The organism is Sphingomonas sp. GW822-FHT03G08 (assembly GCF_058801135.1).
Genome location: NZ_JBXAMZ010000001.1, coordinates 2,905,975 through 2,924,160 on the forward strand (window position 1 = coordinate 2,905,975; position 18,186 = coordinate 2,924,160).

Annotated in this window: 16 protein-coding genes; 3 read left to right on the forward strand and 13 right to left on the reverse strand. The window is 67.2% G+C overall.

Features of this window, described 5'->3' with window-relative positions:
* Nucleotides 1-91: 91 nt before the first annotated feature.
* Entirely contained in the window at nucleotides 92-895 is an 804-nt protein-coding gene (gene hisN, locus AC1RJ5_RS13390; protein WP_269573451.1) for a histidinol-phosphatase, read from the reverse strand.
* Between the two features lie 65 nt (nucleotides 896-960).
* Between hisN and AC1RJ5_RS13395 the strand changes: the two genes are divergently transcribed.
* From AC1RJ5_RS13395 to AC1RJ5_RS13405, 3 genes are all read left to right on the forward strand, one after another.
* A complete protein-coding gene (locus AC1RJ5_RS13395; protein ID WP_493113759.1) occupies nucleotides 961-2,022 on the forward strand; it encodes a phospholipase A in 1,062 nt (353 codons plus the stop codon).
* Nucleotides 2,023-2,051: 29 nt separating this feature from the next.
* A complete protein-coding gene (locus AC1RJ5_RS13400; RefSeq protein WP_342250435.1) occupies nucleotides 2,052-2,600 on the forward strand; it encodes a peroxiredoxin in 549 nt (182 codons plus the stop codon).
* 158 nt (nucleotides 2,601-2,758) lie between these two features.
* Entirely contained in the window at nucleotides 2,759-3,754 is a 996-nt protein-coding gene (locus tag AC1RJ5_RS13405) for a GGDEF domain-containing protein (RefSeq protein WP_353739200.1), read from the forward strand.
* 503 nt (nucleotides 3,755-4,257) lie between these two features.
* Here AC1RJ5_RS13405 and AC1RJ5_RS13410 read toward each other — a convergent pair.
* The 12 genes from AC1RJ5_RS13410 to AC1RJ5_RS13465 form a co-directional block, all read right to left on the reverse strand.
* Nucleotides 4,258-5,418, reverse strand: coding sequence for an alpha/beta hydrolase (locus tag AC1RJ5_RS13410; RefSeq protein WP_493113762.1), 1,161 nt, complete (start codon nucleotides 5,416-5,418; stop codon nucleotides 4,258-4,260).
* A 75-nt stretch (nucleotides 5,419-5,493) separates the two neighbouring features.
* Nucleotides 5,494-6,108, reverse strand: a complete 615-nt coding sequence (locus tag AC1RJ5_RS13415; protein ID WP_493113764.1) for a YbhB/YbcL family Raf kinase inhibitor-like protein — start codon at nucleotides 6,106-6,108, stop codon at nucleotides 5,494-5,496.
* Nucleotides 6,109-6,252: 144 nt separating this feature from the next.
* On the reverse strand, nucleotides 6,253-6,924 hold the full coding sequence (locus tag AC1RJ5_RS13420; RefSeq protein WP_086127617.1) for a glutathione S-transferase family protein: 672 nt from the start codon (nucleotides 6,922-6,924) through the stop codon (nucleotides 6,253-6,255).
* 57 nt (nucleotides 6,925-6,981) lie between these two features.
* Nucleotides 6,982-7,407 carry a hypothetical protein gene (locus AC1RJ5_RS13425; RefSeq protein WP_269573446.1) on the reverse strand — a complete coding sequence of 142 codons (426 nt, stop codon included), beginning with the start codon at nucleotides 7,405-7,407 and terminating at the stop codon, nucleotides 6,982-6,984.
* An 84-nt stretch (nucleotides 7,408-7,491) separates the two neighbouring features.
* Complete coding sequence (locus AC1RJ5_RS13430; RefSeq protein WP_269573445.1) at nucleotides 7,492-7,881, reverse strand: hypothetical protein; 390 nt, start codon at nucleotides 7,879-7,881, stop codon at nucleotides 7,492-7,494.
* Nucleotide 7,882: 1 nt separating this feature from the next.
* Nucleotides 7,883-12,400, reverse strand: coding sequence for a glutamate synthase large subunit (gene gltB / locus AC1RJ5_RS13435; protein WP_493113767.1), 4,518 nt, complete (start codon nucleotides 12,398-12,400; stop codon nucleotides 7,883-7,885).
* Nucleotides 12,397-13,047, reverse strand: coding sequence for a hypothetical protein (locus tag AC1RJ5_RS13440; protein ID WP_269573443.1), 651 nt, complete (start codon nucleotides 13,045-13,047; stop codon nucleotides 12,397-12,399). Before AC1RJ5_RS13440 ends, gltB begins: the two co-directional genes overlap by 4 nt.
* Nucleotides 13,044-13,736 (reverse strand): DUF2059 domain-containing protein, encoded by a 693-nt coding sequence (locus AC1RJ5_RS13445; RefSeq protein ID WP_493113769.1) that lies wholly within the window; start codon nucleotides 13,734-13,736, stop codon nucleotides 13,044-13,046. Before AC1RJ5_RS13445 ends, AC1RJ5_RS13440 begins: the two co-directional genes overlap by 4 nt.
* 13 nt (nucleotides 13,737-13,749) lie before the next feature.
* Complete coding sequence (locus AC1RJ5_RS13450; protein ID WP_493113771.1) at nucleotides 13,750-15,186, reverse strand: NAD(P)-dependent oxidoreductase; 1,437 nt, start codon at nucleotides 15,184-15,186, stop codon at nucleotides 13,750-13,752.
* Between the two features lie 123 nt (nucleotides 15,187-15,309).
* Nucleotides 15,310-16,116, reverse strand: coding sequence for an undecaprenyl-diphosphate phosphatase (locus tag AC1RJ5_RS13455; protein ID WP_493113772.1), 807 nt, complete (start codon nucleotides 16,114-16,116; stop codon nucleotides 15,310-15,312).
* Nucleotides 16,117-16,160: 44 nt separating this feature from the next.
* Entirely contained in the window at nucleotides 16,161-17,081 is a 921-nt protein-coding gene (locus AC1RJ5_RS13460; protein WP_342250429.1) for a complex I NDUFA9 subunit family protein, read from the reverse strand.
* A gap of 126 nt (nucleotides 17,082-17,207) precedes the next feature.
* On the reverse strand, nucleotides 17,208-18,167 hold the full coding sequence (locus tag AC1RJ5_RS13465; RefSeq protein ID WP_493113773.1) for a formylglycine-generating enzyme family protein: 960 nt from the start codon (nucleotides 18,165-18,167) through the stop codon (nucleotides 17,208-17,210).
* Between the last annotated feature and the right edge of the window lie 19 nt (nucleotides 18,168-18,186).

Genomic DNA, 18,186 nt, shown 5'->3' on the forward strand with positions numbered 1-18,186 from the left:
CCCGACCTGCCCGGCTTGCAAAATAGGATTTCGCCTGCTGGGCTTCCGCAGCGGGCTTCGGCCCGCCGCTATTTCAACCGTCGGAAATCGCTCAATGGTCGTGGTGGTGATGGCCCTGCCCGCGGCAGGCCAGCGCCTCGAGGATCTCCTCGATCCGCGCCGGGTCGCCGGCGGCGATCACTTCGCCGTTGCTGCCGGCGTGGAGGGGATCGCCCTGCCAGTCGCACATCCGCCCGCCGGCGCCCTCGACGATCGGCACCAGCGCGGCGAAGTCGTGGAGCTTGAGGCCGGCCTCGACGACGATGTCGAGCCAGCCGCTGGCGACGCAGCCGTAATTATAGCAGTCGCCGCCCAGCACCACGCTCGCCACGGCGCTGTCGAGATGCTCGAAGGCGTGGAGCTGGTCGTCGTCGAACAGGGCCGGGCTGGTCGTGGCGAGGATCGCGTCCTTGAGGTCGCGGCAGCGGCGCGCCTCGGCGGGCTTGCCGTTGAACAGCGTCGGGCGGCCGGCGACGCCGAGCCAGCGCTCTTTTGTCACCGGCTGGTCGATGATGCCGAGCAGCGGCCAGCCGTCCTCGATCAGCGCGATCAGCGTGCCGAAGATCGGGCGGCCGGCGATGAACGCGCGGGTGCCGTCGATAGGGTCGAGAACCCAGGTCTTTCCGCTGCTCCCCTCCCGCGTTCCGAATTCCTCCCCCTGCACGCCGTCCATGGGCCTTTCGGCGATGATCAGCTTGCGCATAGCCTCTTCCGCAGCCCGATCGGCCAGGGTTACCGGGGACTGATCCTCCTTGGCCTCCATGCCATGGGCACCCCGGAAATAGGGCAGGATGGCGGCGCCGGCCACATCGGCAAGGCGTTCGGCAAGGGCGATATCGGCAGCAGTCACGGGCATGGGGAAGCCCTAGCGTTCCGATTTTGACTCGCCAAGGTCACAAACCTTTGTCACTCCACCCGCCGATGCGCCGCCTGCTGATCCCGATCGCGTTCCTCGCCGCCACCCCCGCCGCCGCGCAGACCTTGCGCGCCGTGCCCGCCCAGCCCGCTTCCGAAGCCGATGCGCTGCGCGGGGTCGAGGTGTTCCTGGTCAATGAAGGCGAAGCGCCGGTCACCGATTCCGGCCCACGCCAGATCGAGATCACTGCGGTCGATGGCACCCGCCTGGTCCTGGAGCGCGCGCCGGGTCCGCTGCCGACGGTCGCTCCGCACGGCTTCGCCAAGGCACGCTATGTGCCGGTGGGCATCGCCGGCCGCGCGGTTCCGCCGAGCGAGCAGCACGCCGCCGCCGACATGCCCGAAGGCGAGACCGTAGTGCAGAGCTCGACGGGCAGCTCGGGCGCCTTTGTCGAGCGATTCGAACCGCACGAGCCGGTCTATGGCGCATTCGGGCTAAAAGACGCCGGCGGCAAGCTTCAGGTCAGCCTTGCCTTCCGCCCGTTCAGCGAGAATGCCCCGCTCAAGCTCGGCAACCTGCGCTTCGCCTATACCCAGACGATGTTCTGGGCGCTGAACCAGCCCTCGGGCCCGTTCCGCTCGACCAACTACAGCCCCGAAATCTACGCCGACATTCCCCTGGACGAGACCACCAGGGTCGCGCTCGGCTACCGGCACGATTCGAACGGGCGCGGCGCGCTGGATTCGGTCGACCTCAACCGCGTCTACCTCCGCGCCGAGAAAACCTTCGACCTGGGCGGAGACTGGCATGTCGATATCGCCCCCCAGGCCTGGTTCTATGTCGGCCAGATCCGCACCGCGCCCGACGTGAAGGACTATTTCGGCTATACCAGCCTTACCGCCGCGATCGGCCAGCGGGACGGAATCAAGCTCTCGCTCACCGGCCGCGGCAATTTCGAGACCGGCAAGGGCGCCGCCGAATTGTTCGTCTCCTACCCGCTCGCGCGGATTGCGAAGGGCGTGGGCTTCTATATCTTCGGCCAGGCCTTCACCGGCTATGGCGAGGCACTGGACGACTATCGCAAGAACGACACCCATGCCCGGATCGGCATCGCACTGACGCGGTAGGCCGGGGAGAGGATCTAAGGAGGATCGCCATGCGCAAATTGCTGATCACTGCCGCCGCCGCCCTGTCGCTCGCCATGCCGGCCACCGCCGCGCTCCAGACCGGCCAGGTCGCGCCCGACTTCACCGCGCCCGGCGCGATGGCGGGCAAGCCCTTCACGGTGAACCTCAAGGCCGCGCTCAAGAAGGGCCCGGTCGTCCTCTATTTCTTCCCCGCCGCCTTCACCGCCGGCTGCAACGCTGAGGCCCATGCATTCGCCGAGGCACTGCCCGACTTCCAGAAGGCCGGCGCCACGGTGATCGGCATGACCGCCGGCAATGTCGAGAAGCTCGAGGCCTTCTCGGCCGAGAAGTGCGCCGGCAAGTTCGCCGTCGCCGCAGCCAGCCCGGAGATCATCAAGGGCTATGACGTGCTGCTCACCGGCAAGGACGGCAAGCCGACGACGATCACCAGCCGCACCTCCTATGTGATCGCGCCGAACGGCAAGGTGCTGTTCGTCCATTCGGACATGAGCCCCGCCGATCACATCCGCCTGTCGCTCGCCGCGGTCCAGAAGTACAAGGCCTCGCACAAGCATTGATCCGCGGCCTCGACATTTTCACGATTCCGCATGCTTTGCTCACCGGATGTTAGCAGTTGCACCGTAATTCCGTGTCCAGACGGCATTGAGGGTTGATGCCGTCGGACCAATTTTCTGGTGAGGCATTGAAGCAGATGGGCGCGGCGAAGGCCGTTCGGGTGGCAAGCGGGTCCCAGGCCGCGCGTAACCTGTACGACCGAATCGGTGAGTTCCTGGTGGATCAGCGGCTCGACCCTGATCCCGCGAACTATGCCTTTGCCTATCAGTTGCTCGCCAATCCCGACGGGCCGCTCGCGCGGGCGGTGCATGCGCTCACCGATGGCGGCGTCCGCCTCACCCGGCGCGACATCGAGACGCTGGGCTGCGACACGCAGCCCGTCGCCGGCAATCCGACCGCGACGATCGAAAAGGCCCAGGGCCTGGTCGCCCAGACCCAGATGCAGGTCGAGGGCTTTCAGGACATGGTCACCGCGATCCATGCCGAGACCGTCGATTTCGGCCGCGACCTGGCCGCCAGCGCGCGCGCGATGCGCAGCTCCGGCGCCGACAATGTCGAGGTCGAGCGCCTTACCGCGACGATGCTCGAGCGCGTGCGCTCCGCCGAGGAGCGACTGGAAAGCGCCAACCGCGAAGCGAACGAGCTGCGCACCAAGCTGGAAGAAGCACGCGACAACGCCCGCAAGGATCCGCTGACCGGCCTGCCCAATCGCCGTGCGTTCGAGGAAGCCTATGCCGCCCAGGCCGCGGCGGGCACCCGGATCTGCATGGCGGTGTGCGACGTCGATCACTTCAAGTCGGTCAATGACCGGTTCGGCCATGTCGTGGGCGATCGGGTGCTCAAGGCGCTCGGCGAAGCGCTGTCGGACACCTGCAAGGGCCATCTCGTCGCCCGCTATGGCGGCGAGGAATTCGTCGTGCTGTTCAGCGGCGTGGACATCCGGACTGCCCGCGAGATACTCGATCGCGCCCGCATCGCCGTGTCGGCCAAGCGCTACCGCCTGCGCGAGACCGATGCCCCGCTTGGCGAGATCACCTTCTCCGCCGGCCTGAGCGCCGCGGCGGAAGGCGAAATGTTCGGCACCGTGTTCCACCGCGCCGACCAGCTCTGCTACGCCGCCAAGAATGGCGGCCGGAACTGCATCCGCCTCGATTGACCGGAATCGGACAGTGACTGTCCGCCTTTGATTGGGAAAATGCACCATTGCTTGGCGTGAAATTTCCCAACTGCGCGTAACTTTCTATCGCGCTCCTAATGAAATCAATCACTTAGAAAATTGGCACGCTCCCTGCAACTCATCTGGCATCGGCAAGGCCGGATGGTCCGGCAACCGAAACACAGGGAGTAAGTTAAAATGGCCGTACGTATCAGCTCGTTCCAGCACAGCGTTGCAGTCATCGGCGCCGTCGTTCTCAGCTATGGCATCCTGCTCTTCTCGTCGTCCGCGCTTCCGATCGCATGATCGGCGCCGGACACGACGGAAGGGAGAGGATAAGCATGACGCGTAGCCTGATGATCGGTGCGGCATCATTCGCCATCACCGCAATGACGATCGCCACGGTCGGCCTGCAGGGTTTCAGCCACTTCGGCTGAACCCTGCGAGCCGCCCGGCGGCGGCCACCACCAGGCGGAAGCTCGGTCCGCCCAAACACCCGAGACTCAGCGGCCCGGACAGGGCCTCCAGCCCGGCGGCGGCACCATCCGGAAGGGATGGAACACCCCCGGCTTCAAGATATCCTCGTCGTACAGCATCGCCAGGAATGCCTCATGGCGGACATAGCGGCGAAAGGCGTGAAACGGCTCCGGCTCGCGGAAGCCATAGCCGAGCATCCCGCAATAGCGGCCCTCATCCCGAACGGCTTCGCCCACCTCCGGCTTCAGCCCGAAATCGGTGGGATTGAGCTTGCCGCTCAACCCGATGAACTTGTCGAGCACCGGATCGCCGCGGTTGACCGTGTAGCGCAGGCTCGCCAGCTGCGGCCCGAGATCCCGCAGCTTGCCGCAGGGCTGCCTGTCCACAATCGCCGCCTGCTGACCCTGATCGCAGAAATCGATCCGGCCGATCGCCGGCGCCAGCATCAGCGCATGGATGCGATTGCCCCCGTCCGGCAAGGGCGGTGGCGTGAGCAATGCCGAATAATCGCCATGCCAGCGCGCCGCGACTTCGCGCGCCCTGGCAATGAAATCGCGATGATAGACCGGATTGCCCAGCGCGCTCAGGATCACCGATGCGCCGCGGCTATGGCTGATCAGATAGACCTGCTTGCCCTTGATCCGCGCCAGCACCCGGCGCAACCCGCGCGAACCGGCAAGCTGGCTGGTCGCCGTGGCACGGAACCAGATCTTGCCCGCACCGAGCAGCTTGCCGGTAAGCCCATCCCAGTTGAAGCGGATCACGCCGTCGTCCGGCCCGAGATCGAGCTGCGCCTCGATCGTGTCGAAGGGCGGCTCGCTGTCGTCGATCTCGCTGTTGAAGCCATGGATCAGCACGAAGATCCGTTTCTTGCCCCGTGCGAAGGCCTCGATATCGGCAAGCTGCCGGGATTCCTCGCGCGCGATCAGGGCGTCCAGCCCGGGCTTGCCCAGCGCTTCGTCGAGCAGGCTGCCAGCCTTCAGCTTGCCGCGATCGGCATAGCTGCGCCAGCCGTCGGGATAGAAGGTGCCGTTCATATCGACGAACAGCTCGGCACGCCTGGCCGCAGCCGGATCGAGATCGGCCGGTGCTAGGAAGCGCTCGCGCTGCGGATAGGCATGCGACCAGCAGCCGCCCAGCAGGACGGCAAGCGCCAATAGAAATGCGCGCGCAAACCCTTGTCGCATGATGCTCCCCGCGAGGCGAGCATCAGGTGGCAGGCGGGCGCGATCGCGGCAAGCGGCTTTCGAGCAGGGCCGCTATCAGGCGGTGGCGCTTGCCCCGACCGGGCCGATCGGCGCTTCCTCGCCGCGGGAATAGGTGCCGGTGAGCAGCCCCGCGGCGATCACCCTGCCTTCCATCGCCCGCAGCACGGCGCCACGGCCCGGATTCTCGCCCGGGTCAGGTCCTTCAGTCAGCGCGAAGATCTGAAAGGCGTAGTTATGCTCGCCATGCCCATTGGGCGGATCGGGCGGCAGCCAGCCCTCGACGAACACGCTGTTGCGCCCAACATCCTCGCCCTCGGCACCGCCGGCGCCATCGGGCGCGATCTCGCCCTCCTTGAGGTTGCCGTCGATGGGCAGGCCCCAGACGATCCCGTGCACCACCGGCTGCGGCGTCGGCGCATCGGGATCCTCGACGATCAGCACCAGCCGCGCCGTTCCCTCGGGCACCCCGGTCCAGAACAAAGGCGGCGACACGCCCTCGCCATCGGCGGTGAAGCGATCGGGCAGGCGCCCGTCATTGGCGAAGGCCGGGCTGGCAAGGTGGATCACGCCTTCGCCGGCCAGCTCGGGCCGGACGATCGCCAGCTTGTCGGCACCGGCACGAAACGGGCTCAGCGCCTTGCCGAGCCAATGGGGAAGATGTTCGAGCATCGCTTTCTCCTCGGCAGCTGAACCGATGAGAAAGCGGGAGGCTCCCATCTGTCACGTCATCCCGGCCCCGAGCCGGGATCCCGCTTCTCCTTCGCCAGCCTGAGGCAGCGGGACCCCGGCTCAAGGCCGGGGTGACGATGAGAGCTACAGGTCGAGCTTCTCGTAATCGGCGGGGGGCGGGATGCCTTCCATCCGCTCGCTGAGCAGCGGGCGGAAGCTCGGGCGGCTCTTCATGCGGATGTACCAGCCCTTGGCCTGCTCATGGCTCTTCCAGTCGATGCCGCCGAGATAATCGGCGATCGAGATCTGCGCGGCTGCCGCCAGATCGGCCAGGCTCATCGTCGGGCCGGCCAGCCAGGTGCGGTGATCGAGCAGATAATCGATGTAATCGAGATGGTTGACCGCCGCCTTCATCGCATTGCGCAGCGCCTGGCCATCGGGCGACTGCTTGTAGACGATGCGCTTGAGCATCCGCTCGTGGAGCAGGGGCGCGGTGATCTCGGCATAGAAATTGGTGTCGAACCAGATCGCCAGGCGGCGGATCTCCGCGCGATCGGTGGCGGTGCCGTTGAGCATCGGCGCCTTGTTCACCGTCTCCTCGAAGAACTCGCAGATCACCTGCGAATCGATCAGCGTCACGCCGCGCTCGTCATCGACCATCACCGGCACCTGCCCGGTCGGGTTCAGGTCGAGAAACTCGTCGCGCCGCAGCCAGGGCGATTCCCGCACCGGCTCATAGCCTACGCCCTTCTCGCCCAGCAGCAGCCGGACCTTGCGCGAGAAGGGACAGAGCGGGAATTGGTAAAGCTGCCACATCCAGTCGCTTTAGGACTCGGTACGCGCCCGCGTAAAGCGATTGCCGGGCAAAAGCGCTTATTTGGTCGTAAGCGCCCCACGCAGCGGCGCCAGCGCGGCGCGCAGGCGGGCGGCGGTCTGGTCGAGCGAGTCCTGCATCTGCAGCGCGCCCTCGGTCAGCTTGCCGGCAATCACGACGGCGCTGCGGGCGTCGTTATGGAAGTTCTTCTCGAAATTGGGATCGCGGCGGCGCTGGATATCGCGCAGCGTATCCTGCTCGCCGATCGTCGGGTCGATATAGCGCGCGGCGGGGCCGACGCGGGTATCGAGCACGATGCCGGCCAGGTTGGTGAGCATCGCCGCAGCGCCTTCCTGCACCATCGGATTGTTGAGCGCGCGGGCGAGCGCCTCGGTCTTGTCGCGGGTGCTGGGCTCGGGCTGGGACTGGGCAAGCGCCGGCGTGGCGGCGGCGCAGAGCAGGGCGGCGGTCAGGGCAAGACGCATGTTACGCTCCGGAGGGCGGACTCGGATATGCGCGCTTTATATCACAAAGGCTTGGCAGATATGCAGGGGCTTGCGACGAGCCGTTCAGCGCGGATTGCCGCCGCAGGAATCCGCCTTCAGCGCCCAGGCGAACTTGCCGCGATCATTCTGGTATCGCGTGAGGGCAACCGTATCGCCGCGACGGCACCGATCGAGCAGGCCCGGATCGCCGGTGAAGCGCTGCACGCCGCCGCCCGGCATCGTGACTTCGATCACGGCGATCGGTCCGTGCGCCAGCGTGTACTTGCCTCCCGACGGCACGCCTTGCCGAAGGTCACGGATGGTACCCGTTCCCACGATCTGCGTGCCCTCGCGGCGCGGCAGCCCTTCCCAGCTCGGCCAGGCGAAGAATGCCCCGACCGCGAGCAGCACCAATGCCGCGACACCTTCGCGCCAGTAATCCCGGATGGGATGCCGGGCGGGCCGGGCCGTCACCTCATTCCGCCGCCACGGCCTCGGCGGCGTCGTCGTTGAGCGGCACCGGCAGGCGGGTCAGCATTTCCTTCGGCACGACCTGCCAGAAACTGCCGAGCACACGGTCCCAGTCCTCGAGCAGTCCAGCCGCCCATTTGCTGTCGGTCGCCGCGACATGCGCCTCGACCAGCGCGCGCAGCCTGGCTTCCCAGTGCGCCGACGAAAGCCGCTGCCAGATGATGCTTTCCGGATTGGCACGCGAGGCGAAGCTGTCGTCCGGATCATAGACGAAGGCCATGCCGCCGGTCATGCCCGCACCGAAGTTCATGCCAACATCGCCGAGCAGCACCGCGGTGCCACCGGTCATGTACTCGCAGCCGTTCGCGCCGCAGCCCTCGACCACCACTTCGGCGCCCGAGTTGCGCACCGCGAAGCGCTCGCCCGCCTGGCCGGCGGCGAACAGCGTGCCGGAGGTCGCGCCGTAGAGCACGGTGTTGCCGATGATCGTGTTCTTCCAGCTCTCCACCGGCGAGCTGACCAGCGGACGCACCACGATGGTGCCGCCCGACAGGCCCTTGCCGACATAGTCGTTGCTGTCGCCGAACACTTCGAGCGTCACGCCCTTGCACAGGAAGGCGCCGAGCGACTGGCCGGCCGAGCCGCGCAGGCGGACATGAACATGGCCGTCCGCCAGCGTCGACATGCCGTACAGGCGCGTGATCTCGGACGACAGGCGCGTGCCGACCGCGCGGTGGGTGTTCCGCACATTGTACGTCAGCTGCATCTTCTCGCGCCGCGCGAAGACCGGGGCGGCATCCTTGATCATCTGCGCATCGAGGCTGTCGGGCACTTCGTTGCGGAAGGTCGACAGGCTGAAGCGACGCTCGGCGTCGTCGGCATCGACCTTGGCGAGGATCGGGTTGAGATCGAGATCGTCGAGATGCTCGGCGCCGCGGCTGACCTGGCGGAGCAGCTCGGTGCGGCCGATCACTTCGTCGAGGCTCTTGAAGCCCAGCCGCGCAAGGATCTCGCGGACTTCCTCGGCGATGAAGGTCATCAGGTTGATGACCTTCTCCGGCGTGCCGACGAACTTGGCGCGCAGCTTCTCGTCCTGGGTGCAGACGCCCACCGGGCAGGTGTTCGAATGGCACTGGCGGACCATGATGCAGCCCATCGCAACCAGGCTGAGCGTGCCGATGCCGAACTCCTCGGCGCCCAGGATCGCGGCGACGACGATGTCGCGCCCGGTCTTGAGGCCGCCATCGGTGCGCAGCTTCACCCGGCCGCGCAGGCCGTTGAGCGTCAGCGTCTGGTTGACTTCGGTCAGGCCCATTTCCCAGGGCGTGCCGGCATATTTGACGCTGGTCTGGGGCGAAGCGCCGGTGCCGCCGACATGGCCGGCGACCAGAATGACGTCCGCATGCGCCTTGGCGACGCCTGCCGCCACGGTGCCGATGCCGGCCGAGCTGACCAGCTTGACGCAGACACGCGCGCGCGGGTTGATCATCTTCAGGTCATAGATGAGCTGCGCCAGATCCTCGATCGAATAGATGTCGTGGTGCGGCGGCGGCGAGATCAGCGTGACCCCCGGCGTCGCGTGGCGCAGCTTGGCGATGAACTCGGTAACCTTGAAGCCGGGCAGCTGCCCGCCCTCGCCGGGCTTGGCGCCCTGCGCGACCTTGATCTCGATCTCGTCACAGGCGTTGAGATATTCGGCGGTGACGCCGAACCGGCCCGAGGCGATCTGCTTGATCGTCGAGTTGGCGTTGTCGCCATTCTCGTAAGGCGTGTAGCGCGCCTTGTCCTCGCCGCCCTCGCCTGACACCGCCTTGGCGCCAATGCGATTCATCGCGATCGCCAGCGTCTCATGCGCCTCGGGGCTCAATGCACCCAGCGACATGCCCGGCGTGACGAAACGCTTGCGGATCTCGGTGATCGCCTCGACCTGGTCGATCGGCACGCCCTGATCCGGGAAATTGAACTCGAGCAGGTCGCGCAGATAGACCGGCGGCAGGTCGCGCACGCCGCGCGAGAAGGCCATGTAGGACGAGTAGCTGTCGGTCGATACCGCCGTCTGCAGCAGGTGCATCAGTTGCGCCGAATAGGCATGCGTCTCGCCGCCATGGCGCTGGCGATAGAAGCCGCCGATCGGCAGCGTCGCGACGCCGCGGTCATAGGCCAGCTCGTGGCGCATCATCGCCGAGAGGTGGAGCGAGGCATAGCCCTCGCCCGAGATCTTGGCGGGCATGCCCGGGAACAGGTCGTTGACCAGCGCGCGGCTGAGACCGACCGCCTCGAAGTTGTAGCCGCCGCGATAGGAGGAGATCACTGCGATCCCCATCTTCGACATGATCTTGAGCAGGCCCTCGTCGATCGCCTTGCGATGGCGCTTGAGGCACTCCTCGATGCTGATGTCGCCGAACAGGCCGCGGCCGTGGCGATCCGCGATCGAGGCTTCAGTCAGATAGGCGTTCACCGTGGTCGCGCCGACGCCGATCAGCACCGCGTAATAATGGGTGTCGAGGCATTCGGCCGAACGGACATTGACGCTGGCATAGGAGCGCAGGCCGCGGCGGACGAGATGCGTGTGCACCGCCGCCGCCGCCAGCACGCCGGCGATCGCCGCGCGATCGGCCGAGACATGCTCATCGGTGAGGAACAGCTCGGTGCAGCCGGCGCGGACCGCCTGCTCGGCTTCATAGCGGATGCGCTTGATCGCCTCGCGCAGGTCCTCCGGGCTGCCGCCCGCCGGGAAGGTGCAGTCGATCTCGGCCGACTGGCTGCCGAAATGGGCGCGCAGCCGCTCCCAGTCGCCATTGGTCAGCACCGGGCTTTCGAGCACCAGCACCTTCGAGCCCCCGCCATCGGCATCGAGAATGTTGGCCAGGTTCCCGAAGCGCGTCTTGAGCGTCATCACCTGGCGCTCGCGAAGGCTGTCGATCGGCGGGTTGGTGACCTGCGAGAAATTCTGGCGGAAGAACTGGCTGATCAGCCGTGGCTTGTCCGAGATGACCGCCAGCGGCGTATCGTCGCCCATCGAGCCGATCGCTTCCTTGGCGGTCTCGACCATCGGAGCAAGGATCAACTCCATGTCCTCGAGCGTCTGCCCTGCCGCAACCTGGCGGCGCGTCAGCTCGGCACGGTCGAAGCGCAGCGGCGCTGCCTCCGGCTCGGGCAGGTCCGCCACGGTCATGAACTCGCCGATCATGCCGGCATAGTCATGCTCGCCGGCGACCTGGTCCTTGATCGCCTTGTCAAAGAGCAGCACGCCCTGATCGAGATCGACGGCGATCATCTGGCCCGGACCCATCCGGCCCTTGGCGACCACGGTCGATTCGGGAATCTGGACCATGCCGGTCTCGGAGCCGACGATCAGCAGTCCATCGCTGGTCTGGGTGTAGCGCAGCGGACGCAGCGCATTGCGGTCGACGCCGGCAACCGCCCAGCGACCATCGGTCATCGCCAGCGCGGCCGGACCGTCCCACGGCTCCATCACCGAGGCGAGATACTTGTACATCGCCCGGTGCCCCTCGGGCGTCGTATCGTCCCATGCCTCGGGCACCAGCATCAGCTTGGCGGTCGGCGCGTCGCGGCCCGAGCGGCAGATCGCCTCGAACACCGCGTCGAGCGCGGCGGTGTCCGATGCGCCCGCCGGGATCACCGGCTTGATGTCTTCGCTGCGCTCGCCGAACGCGATGCTCGCCATCTTGATCTCGTGGCTGCGCATCCAGTTCTTGTTGCCGCGGATCGTGTTGATCTCGCCGTTATGGGCAAGGCAACGGAACGGCTGCGCCAGCCACCATTGCGGGAAGGTGTTGGTCGAATAGCGCTGGTGGAAGATCGCGACGCGGCTGGTGAAGCGCTCGTCCTTGAGGTCCGGATAGAAGTCCGACAGGCTCTCGGCGAGGAACAGCCCCTTGTAGATGATCGAGCGGGTCGACAGCGAGCAGATGTAGAAGCCGCTGATCTGCGCGGCGATCACCGCCTTCTCGATCCGGCGGCGCACCAGATAGAGCTCCTTCTCGAACTCGGCGGCGTCCATCGCGTCCGGCTGCGGACCGGCGATCATGATCTGCTCGATCTCGGGGCGCGTCGCCTGCGCCTTCATGCCGATGACCGAGACATCGACCGGCACCTGGCGCCAGCCATAGATGGTGTAGCCCGCCTCAATGATCTCGGACTCGACGATCGTACGGCACGCTTCCTGCGCGCCCAGATCGGTGCGCGGCAGGAACACCATGCCCACGGCCAGCCGGTTCGGCAGCACGCGGTGCCCGCCCGCGGCGATCGCATCGTCGAAGAAGCGCACCGGCAGGTCGACATGCAGGCCTGCACCGTCGCCCGTCTTGCCATCAGCATCGACCGCGCCGCGGTGCCACACCGCCTTCAGCGCATCGATCGCCGACTGGACGACGCGGCGCGAGGGCTGCCCGTCGGTCGCGGCAACCATGCCGACGCCGCAGGCATCGCCCTCGAACTCGGGACGGTACATGCCCTCGCGAGCCAGCCGCTCACGTTCGGTGGAAAGGGTGCTGATCATTGCTGCCTCGAACTGCTCGTTGCCGTGCGTACTGCCTGCCGCACCTTGGGAAGAATTGCCTGGGCCACGCGCTGCCCGGTTGTGACGCTGTTGTTGACCACCGCGGTCGCCAGCGCCCCGGTGAGCGCATGTTCCTTCGTGCCGACGGGCGATGCCCGATAGGCCACCACCACGGGATCCGCCTTGGCCGCGGCCACTTCGGCGGCGCCGCCCGGCGAGGAGAAGCTGCGGATCACGCGCGCCGATTGCGGACTGGCATAATAGCGCTCGATCTCGACCAGCTCGGCGAGCGAGAAATGCTCCCGATAGAATGCCGCGACGGTATCGGTCAGCGCCGGTGCGAAGGCCGCGTCATATTGCTCGCCGGCGCCCTGCTGGGCCGCGCGCAGCGCCGCATCGCGTGCCGCCGGGTGCTGCTTGAAAAGTGCCCGGCTCCCCGCGTCACTCTCAAGCCCCTCGGCGAACTTCTTCACAAAGGAATCGACAAATGCCTGCCGTGCGTCAGCACTGGGCGCGAAGGTGAGGTTCGCGATACGCTTCGCGAGCGCGGCAGCGGGCGATGCCTCGGCCACGCCCTGCGCGAGCAGCGGCGCCGGCGCCAGGAGCGGCGCGAGCAGCAGCGTCGCGGCAAGGCGCCACGCCTTCACTGGCCGCCCTTCTTCTTCGCCAGATACTCCGCCGCAGCGCGGGTCGCGAAACCTTCCATCTGCGGGCGATTGGCGGCGACCAGCTTGAGCGCCCAAGCCTGGCTGGCCGCGGCGATCTTCGGGTTGAGGCTGCCCATCTTCTGCGCCGCGGTGCTGCCGGCGAACGCCATCAGCGCCGGATAATCCTCGGGCGTCATCTTCGCCATCACCGCCGCCATTGCCGCCTGCTGCATTTCCTGCGGCGACTGGCCCGGCGCGTTGCCCATCGCCTCATAGACTTCGGTGCGCACCTTCTGGCCCGTCGGGCTGGCGAAGAAGGTCAGCGTGTCGGCGATCTCGCCCGGGGTGAGCTCGGCCTTGAGGATGGTCTCGATCTCGCCGCGCAGCGACGGCAAAGCCGCGACCAGGATGCGCGTGAACTGGCCGCGCAGCTGCCCGCCGACCTGCTCGCGCAGCCCGGGATTGGCGTCATAGGCCGCCTTCATCTTCGGGTCGGCGGCCAGCTGCTGGTCCATGCCGAGGTCGAAGGCGCGGCCGGCGATGCGCCCGATCGAATCCTCGGGCGCCATCAGCGCGACGAGCTTCTGGAGATCACCTTCGGCCGCAGGCGCGCTCACCGGCGCGGCGGCAAAGGCCGAGGCCGGGAGGGCGGCGACACCAAGGGCAAGGGCGGCAAGCAAGGGCTTCATCGGGACGACTTCCTCAGGCAGCCCGCGCGGTATCGGCACGGGCGCGCATCCAGGCATGCATGTGCGCCGCGACATCGCGGCCGTCGCGAATCGCCCAGACGACGAGACTCGCGCCGCGGACAATATCGCCCGCTGCGAAAACGCCGTCGAGGCTGGTCATCATCGTGCGCCCGTCGGTGCGCAGCGTGCCCCAGCGGGTGACGCCCAGTTCCTCGGCACCGAACATCCGCGGCAGGTCCTCGGGCTCGAAGCCGAGCGCCTTGATGACGAGATCGGCCTTGAGCTGGAACGCGCCGCCCGGATCGACTTCCGGCGCACGGCGGCCCGAGGCGTCGGGCGCACCGAGGCGCATGCGGCTGGCGCGCACGCCGGTGACCGTGTCGACGCCGTCAAAGGCTTCGGGGGCGGAAAGCCAGACGAACTCGACGCCTTCCTCCTCGGCATTGGCGGTCTCGCGCTGCGAGCCCGGCATGTTGGCGCGGTCGCGGCGATAGAGGCACTTCACCGAGGTGGCACCCTGGCGCACGGCGGTGCGCACGCAGTCCATCGCGGTGTCGCCGCCGCCGATCACCACGACATGCTTACCGTTGGCATCGAGGCTGCCATCATCGAACGCGGGCACGGCATCGCCGAAGCCCTTGCGGTTCGACGCGGTGAGATAGTCGAGCGCCTCGACGATTCCCTTGGCGCCGACGCCGGGCGCCTGGATGCCGCGCGCCTTGTAGACGCCGGTGGCGATCAGCAGCGTGGTGTGGCGCTTGCGCAGTTCGTCGAGATTGGCTTCGCGGCCGACTTCGAAACCGAGATGGAAGACCACGCCGCCCTGCTCGAGCCGCTCGATGCGGCGCATGACGACATGCTTTTCCAGCTTGAAGCCGGGGATGCCATAGGTGAGCAGCCCGCCGGCGCGGTCATGCCGGTCATAGACATGCACGTCATAGCCATATTCGCGAAGGTATTCGGCGGCGGCGAGCCCGGCCGGACCCGCACCGATGATGCCGACCGACTGGCCGCGCGCCGGGCCGACCGCGACCGGTTCCACCCAGCCTTCTTCCCAGGCGGTGTCGGTGATGAACTTCTCGACCGAGCCGATGGTGACCGCACCATGCCCCGAGAACTCGATCACGCAATTGCCTTCGCACAGCCGGTCCTGCGGGCAGATGCGGCCGCAGATCTCGGGCATGGTCGAGGTGCTGTTCGACAGCTGATAGGCTTCGCGCAGCCGCCCCTCGGCGGTCAGGCGCAGCCAGTCCGGGATATGGTTGTGGAGCGGGCAGTGCACCGAGCAATAGGGCACGCCGCATTGCGAGCAGCGGCTCGACTGTTCCTCGGCGCTGGGCACCGCATAGCGATCCGCGATCTCGCGGAAATCCTCCGCACGCAGTTCCGCCTCGCGCTTGCCGGGATAAGCCTGCGCCGTTCCAACGAATTTGAGCATCGTTTCCGCCATGCAGCGCGCCTAACGCCGCAAGCGAGTCGATAAAAGTCAGTAAAGCTGACATATATTGTGTTTTTCGGCGGTTTTGGCGCAAATTTGGAAGATTATTGCGCCATTTTATGGCCGATCCGGACCTTATCGCATCGAGAGCCAGGCGATCGCACCGATGCCGGCGATGATTCGGTACCAGGCAAAGGGTGCGAAGCCGTGCTTGGAGACGATGCCGACGAACAGCTTGATGACCACGATCGCGACGAGGAAGGCCGTGACGAAGCCGATCCCGATCTCGTCCCAGCCGACCCGGGCCGATGCGATCGCGTCGCGATTCTTGGCGAGCTCGAGCACGGTCGCACCGAGCATGGTCGGGATGGCGAGGAAGAAGCTGAACTCGGCTGCGGTGCGCCGCTCGACGCCCAGGCTGAGCGCGCCCATGATCGTTGCGCCCGAGCGGCTGACGCCCGGGATCATCGCGATGCACTGGATGAAGCCGATGCCGATCGTGCGGACCAGCGGGATCTCGGCAATGCCGTGGATCGTGGCGGTCTTCGCCAGCCGCTCGATCACCAGGATGGCGATACCGCCGATTACAAGCGCCCAGGCCACCACCATCGGCTGGCCAAGCAGCGCCTCGATATACTTGTGGAGCGCGAGGCCGATCACCGCCGCCGGGATGAAGGCGATCAGCAGGTTGCGCACGAAGCGGATCGAGACCGGGTTCAGCTTGATGAGCCCTTCAGCCACTGCCCAGAAGGTCCTCCAGTAGAGCACGACCACCGCCAGGATCGCGCCGAGCTGGATGACGACGTTGAACATCCCCCAGGTCGCGGAATCATAGCCCATCAGCTCGGAAGCGAGGATCAGATGCCCGGTCGACGAGACCGGCAGGAATTCGGTGATCCCCTCGACAATGCCGAGGAGGATCGCGACGAGGGTTTCGCTCATGCGAGATCAGGCTCCGATGCGCCGACGGGCGCGGATAGAAAGGGTCAGGCGGCGAGCTTGCCGAAGCGGCCATGGCGCCGGTAGCGCACCAGCCAGGCCGGTGCGGCGGTGGCGAGCGGCGTCGGCACCACGCCCAGCGCGGCGAGCCCGGGCAGGTCGCCCGCGACATTGTCCGCCTGGAGCATGCGCCACTGGTCGCGCGTGATCGGCGTGCCCGGCAGTGCCGCGATCAGCGCGCCGATCGCATCGGGCAGCTCGACAAAGGTCGGGTTGTGGCCCGTCGCCCCTGCCAGCCAGCGGAACAGGCCCGCCATGGTCAGCGTGTCGGCACCGGCCAGCGCATAGGTCTTGCCCGCATGCGCTTCCGGATCGGCGAGCGCGGCGGCGACTGCCCTGGCGACGTCGACGACATAGACCGGCTGGAAGCGCACGTCCGCGCGCAGCACCGGCACCACCGGCCCCATGCCGACCATCGCGGCGAAGCGATTGGTGAACTGGTCCTCGCGGCCGAAGATGAAGGACGGGCGCAGGAGGATCGCGTCCGGGAACGCCTGGCGCACCGCCGCCTCGCCCGCCGCCTTGGTCCGGCCATAGGCGGAGGCGGAATCCGCCTCGGCGCCCAGCGCGGAGAAATGGATCAGCGTCCCGACACCGGCCGCCCTGGCGGCTTCGGCGACATTGCGCGCGCCACCGGCGTTGACGGCATCGAAATCGCCCTTGAGCACGCCGACCAGGTTGATGACGGCGTCGGCGCCGGCCACCGCGGCGACGACCGAATCGGGCCGGGTCACGTCGGCGGCGACGAACTGGGTCTGGCCGAGATCGCCGAGCGGCTTGAGGAACCAGGCGTCGCGCGGACGGCGCTGCGCGATGCGCACCCGGGCGCCCGCGGCAAGCAGTTCCTGGGCAACATAGCGGCCGACGAAACCGCCGCCGCCGATCAGCACTACGAGTTTGTCCTTCATGCCCTTTTCCCGGCTTCCCGCCTTGTAGAATATGCCTCGCGGCAGACCCCTATCCCATGCCCCGCACCGGGCGGGGAGGCAAGCACCACATGGTTTGGGTGCGCCATGCCTGCGACCGGCGGTGGCCTAGACTTTCCGCGAGACGCAGCGAAAGCCGATATGGCTGGTCGCGCTATCGATCTGCTGGGGATGGCGCGCCGCCGGCCGGTAGCGCTGGCAATAATTGACCGCGCACAGATGCGAGCCGCCCTTGAGCACCCGCCGCCCGATCTTCGCTCCCGGCGCATGCGACTCGAAACTGTCGCCGATCGTGGCGCCGCGCGGGTTCACCGCCTCGCAGCAGCTGCCCTTGCCCGGCTGCGGCGCGCCATACCAGTCGCGCGTCCACTCCCAGACATTGCCGATCATGTCGGAAAGGCCATAGCCATTGGCCGGGAAGCTGCCGGCCGCCGTCGTGCGATACTGGTCGTCGGGCTTGAGCGTCGCGAAGGGGAACATGCCCTGCCAGTAATTGGCGAGGATCGCGCCGCCCGGCGCCAGCTCGTCGCCCCAGGCATATTCCTTGTCGACCAGTCCGCCGCGCGCCGCGAACTCCCATTCGGCCTCGGTCGGCAGCGCCTTGCCCGCCCATTTGGCATAGGCATAGGCATCCTCGAACGCGACATGGACGACCGGATGGTCCTCGATCCCCGCGATGCTGCTGTCCGGACCGGTTGGATGCCGCCAGTCGGCACCGGGCACGAACGCCCACCACTGGCCATGATCGTCGAGCGATACCGGCTGGGGCGTGCGCTGGAAGACCAGCGAACCCGGCACCGCCAGCGCCGGGTCCATCCCCGGATAGTCCTTCGGATCGGGAGCCTTCTCGACAAAGGTCCGGTATCCGGTCGCGTCGATGAACGCGGCAAACTGCGCGTTGGTGACCGGCGTCGCATCGATCCAGAAGCTGTCCACCCGCACCCGGCGGAGCGGGCGCTCCTCCTCGTAGAATTGCTCCGATCCCATCATGAAGCTGCCGCCAGGGATCAGCTTCATGCCCTGGTGCGAGACCGGGCGGGCGGCGGAGCGGGGCGCGACCTTCTTCATCGCCCTTCCTATGCGGGTC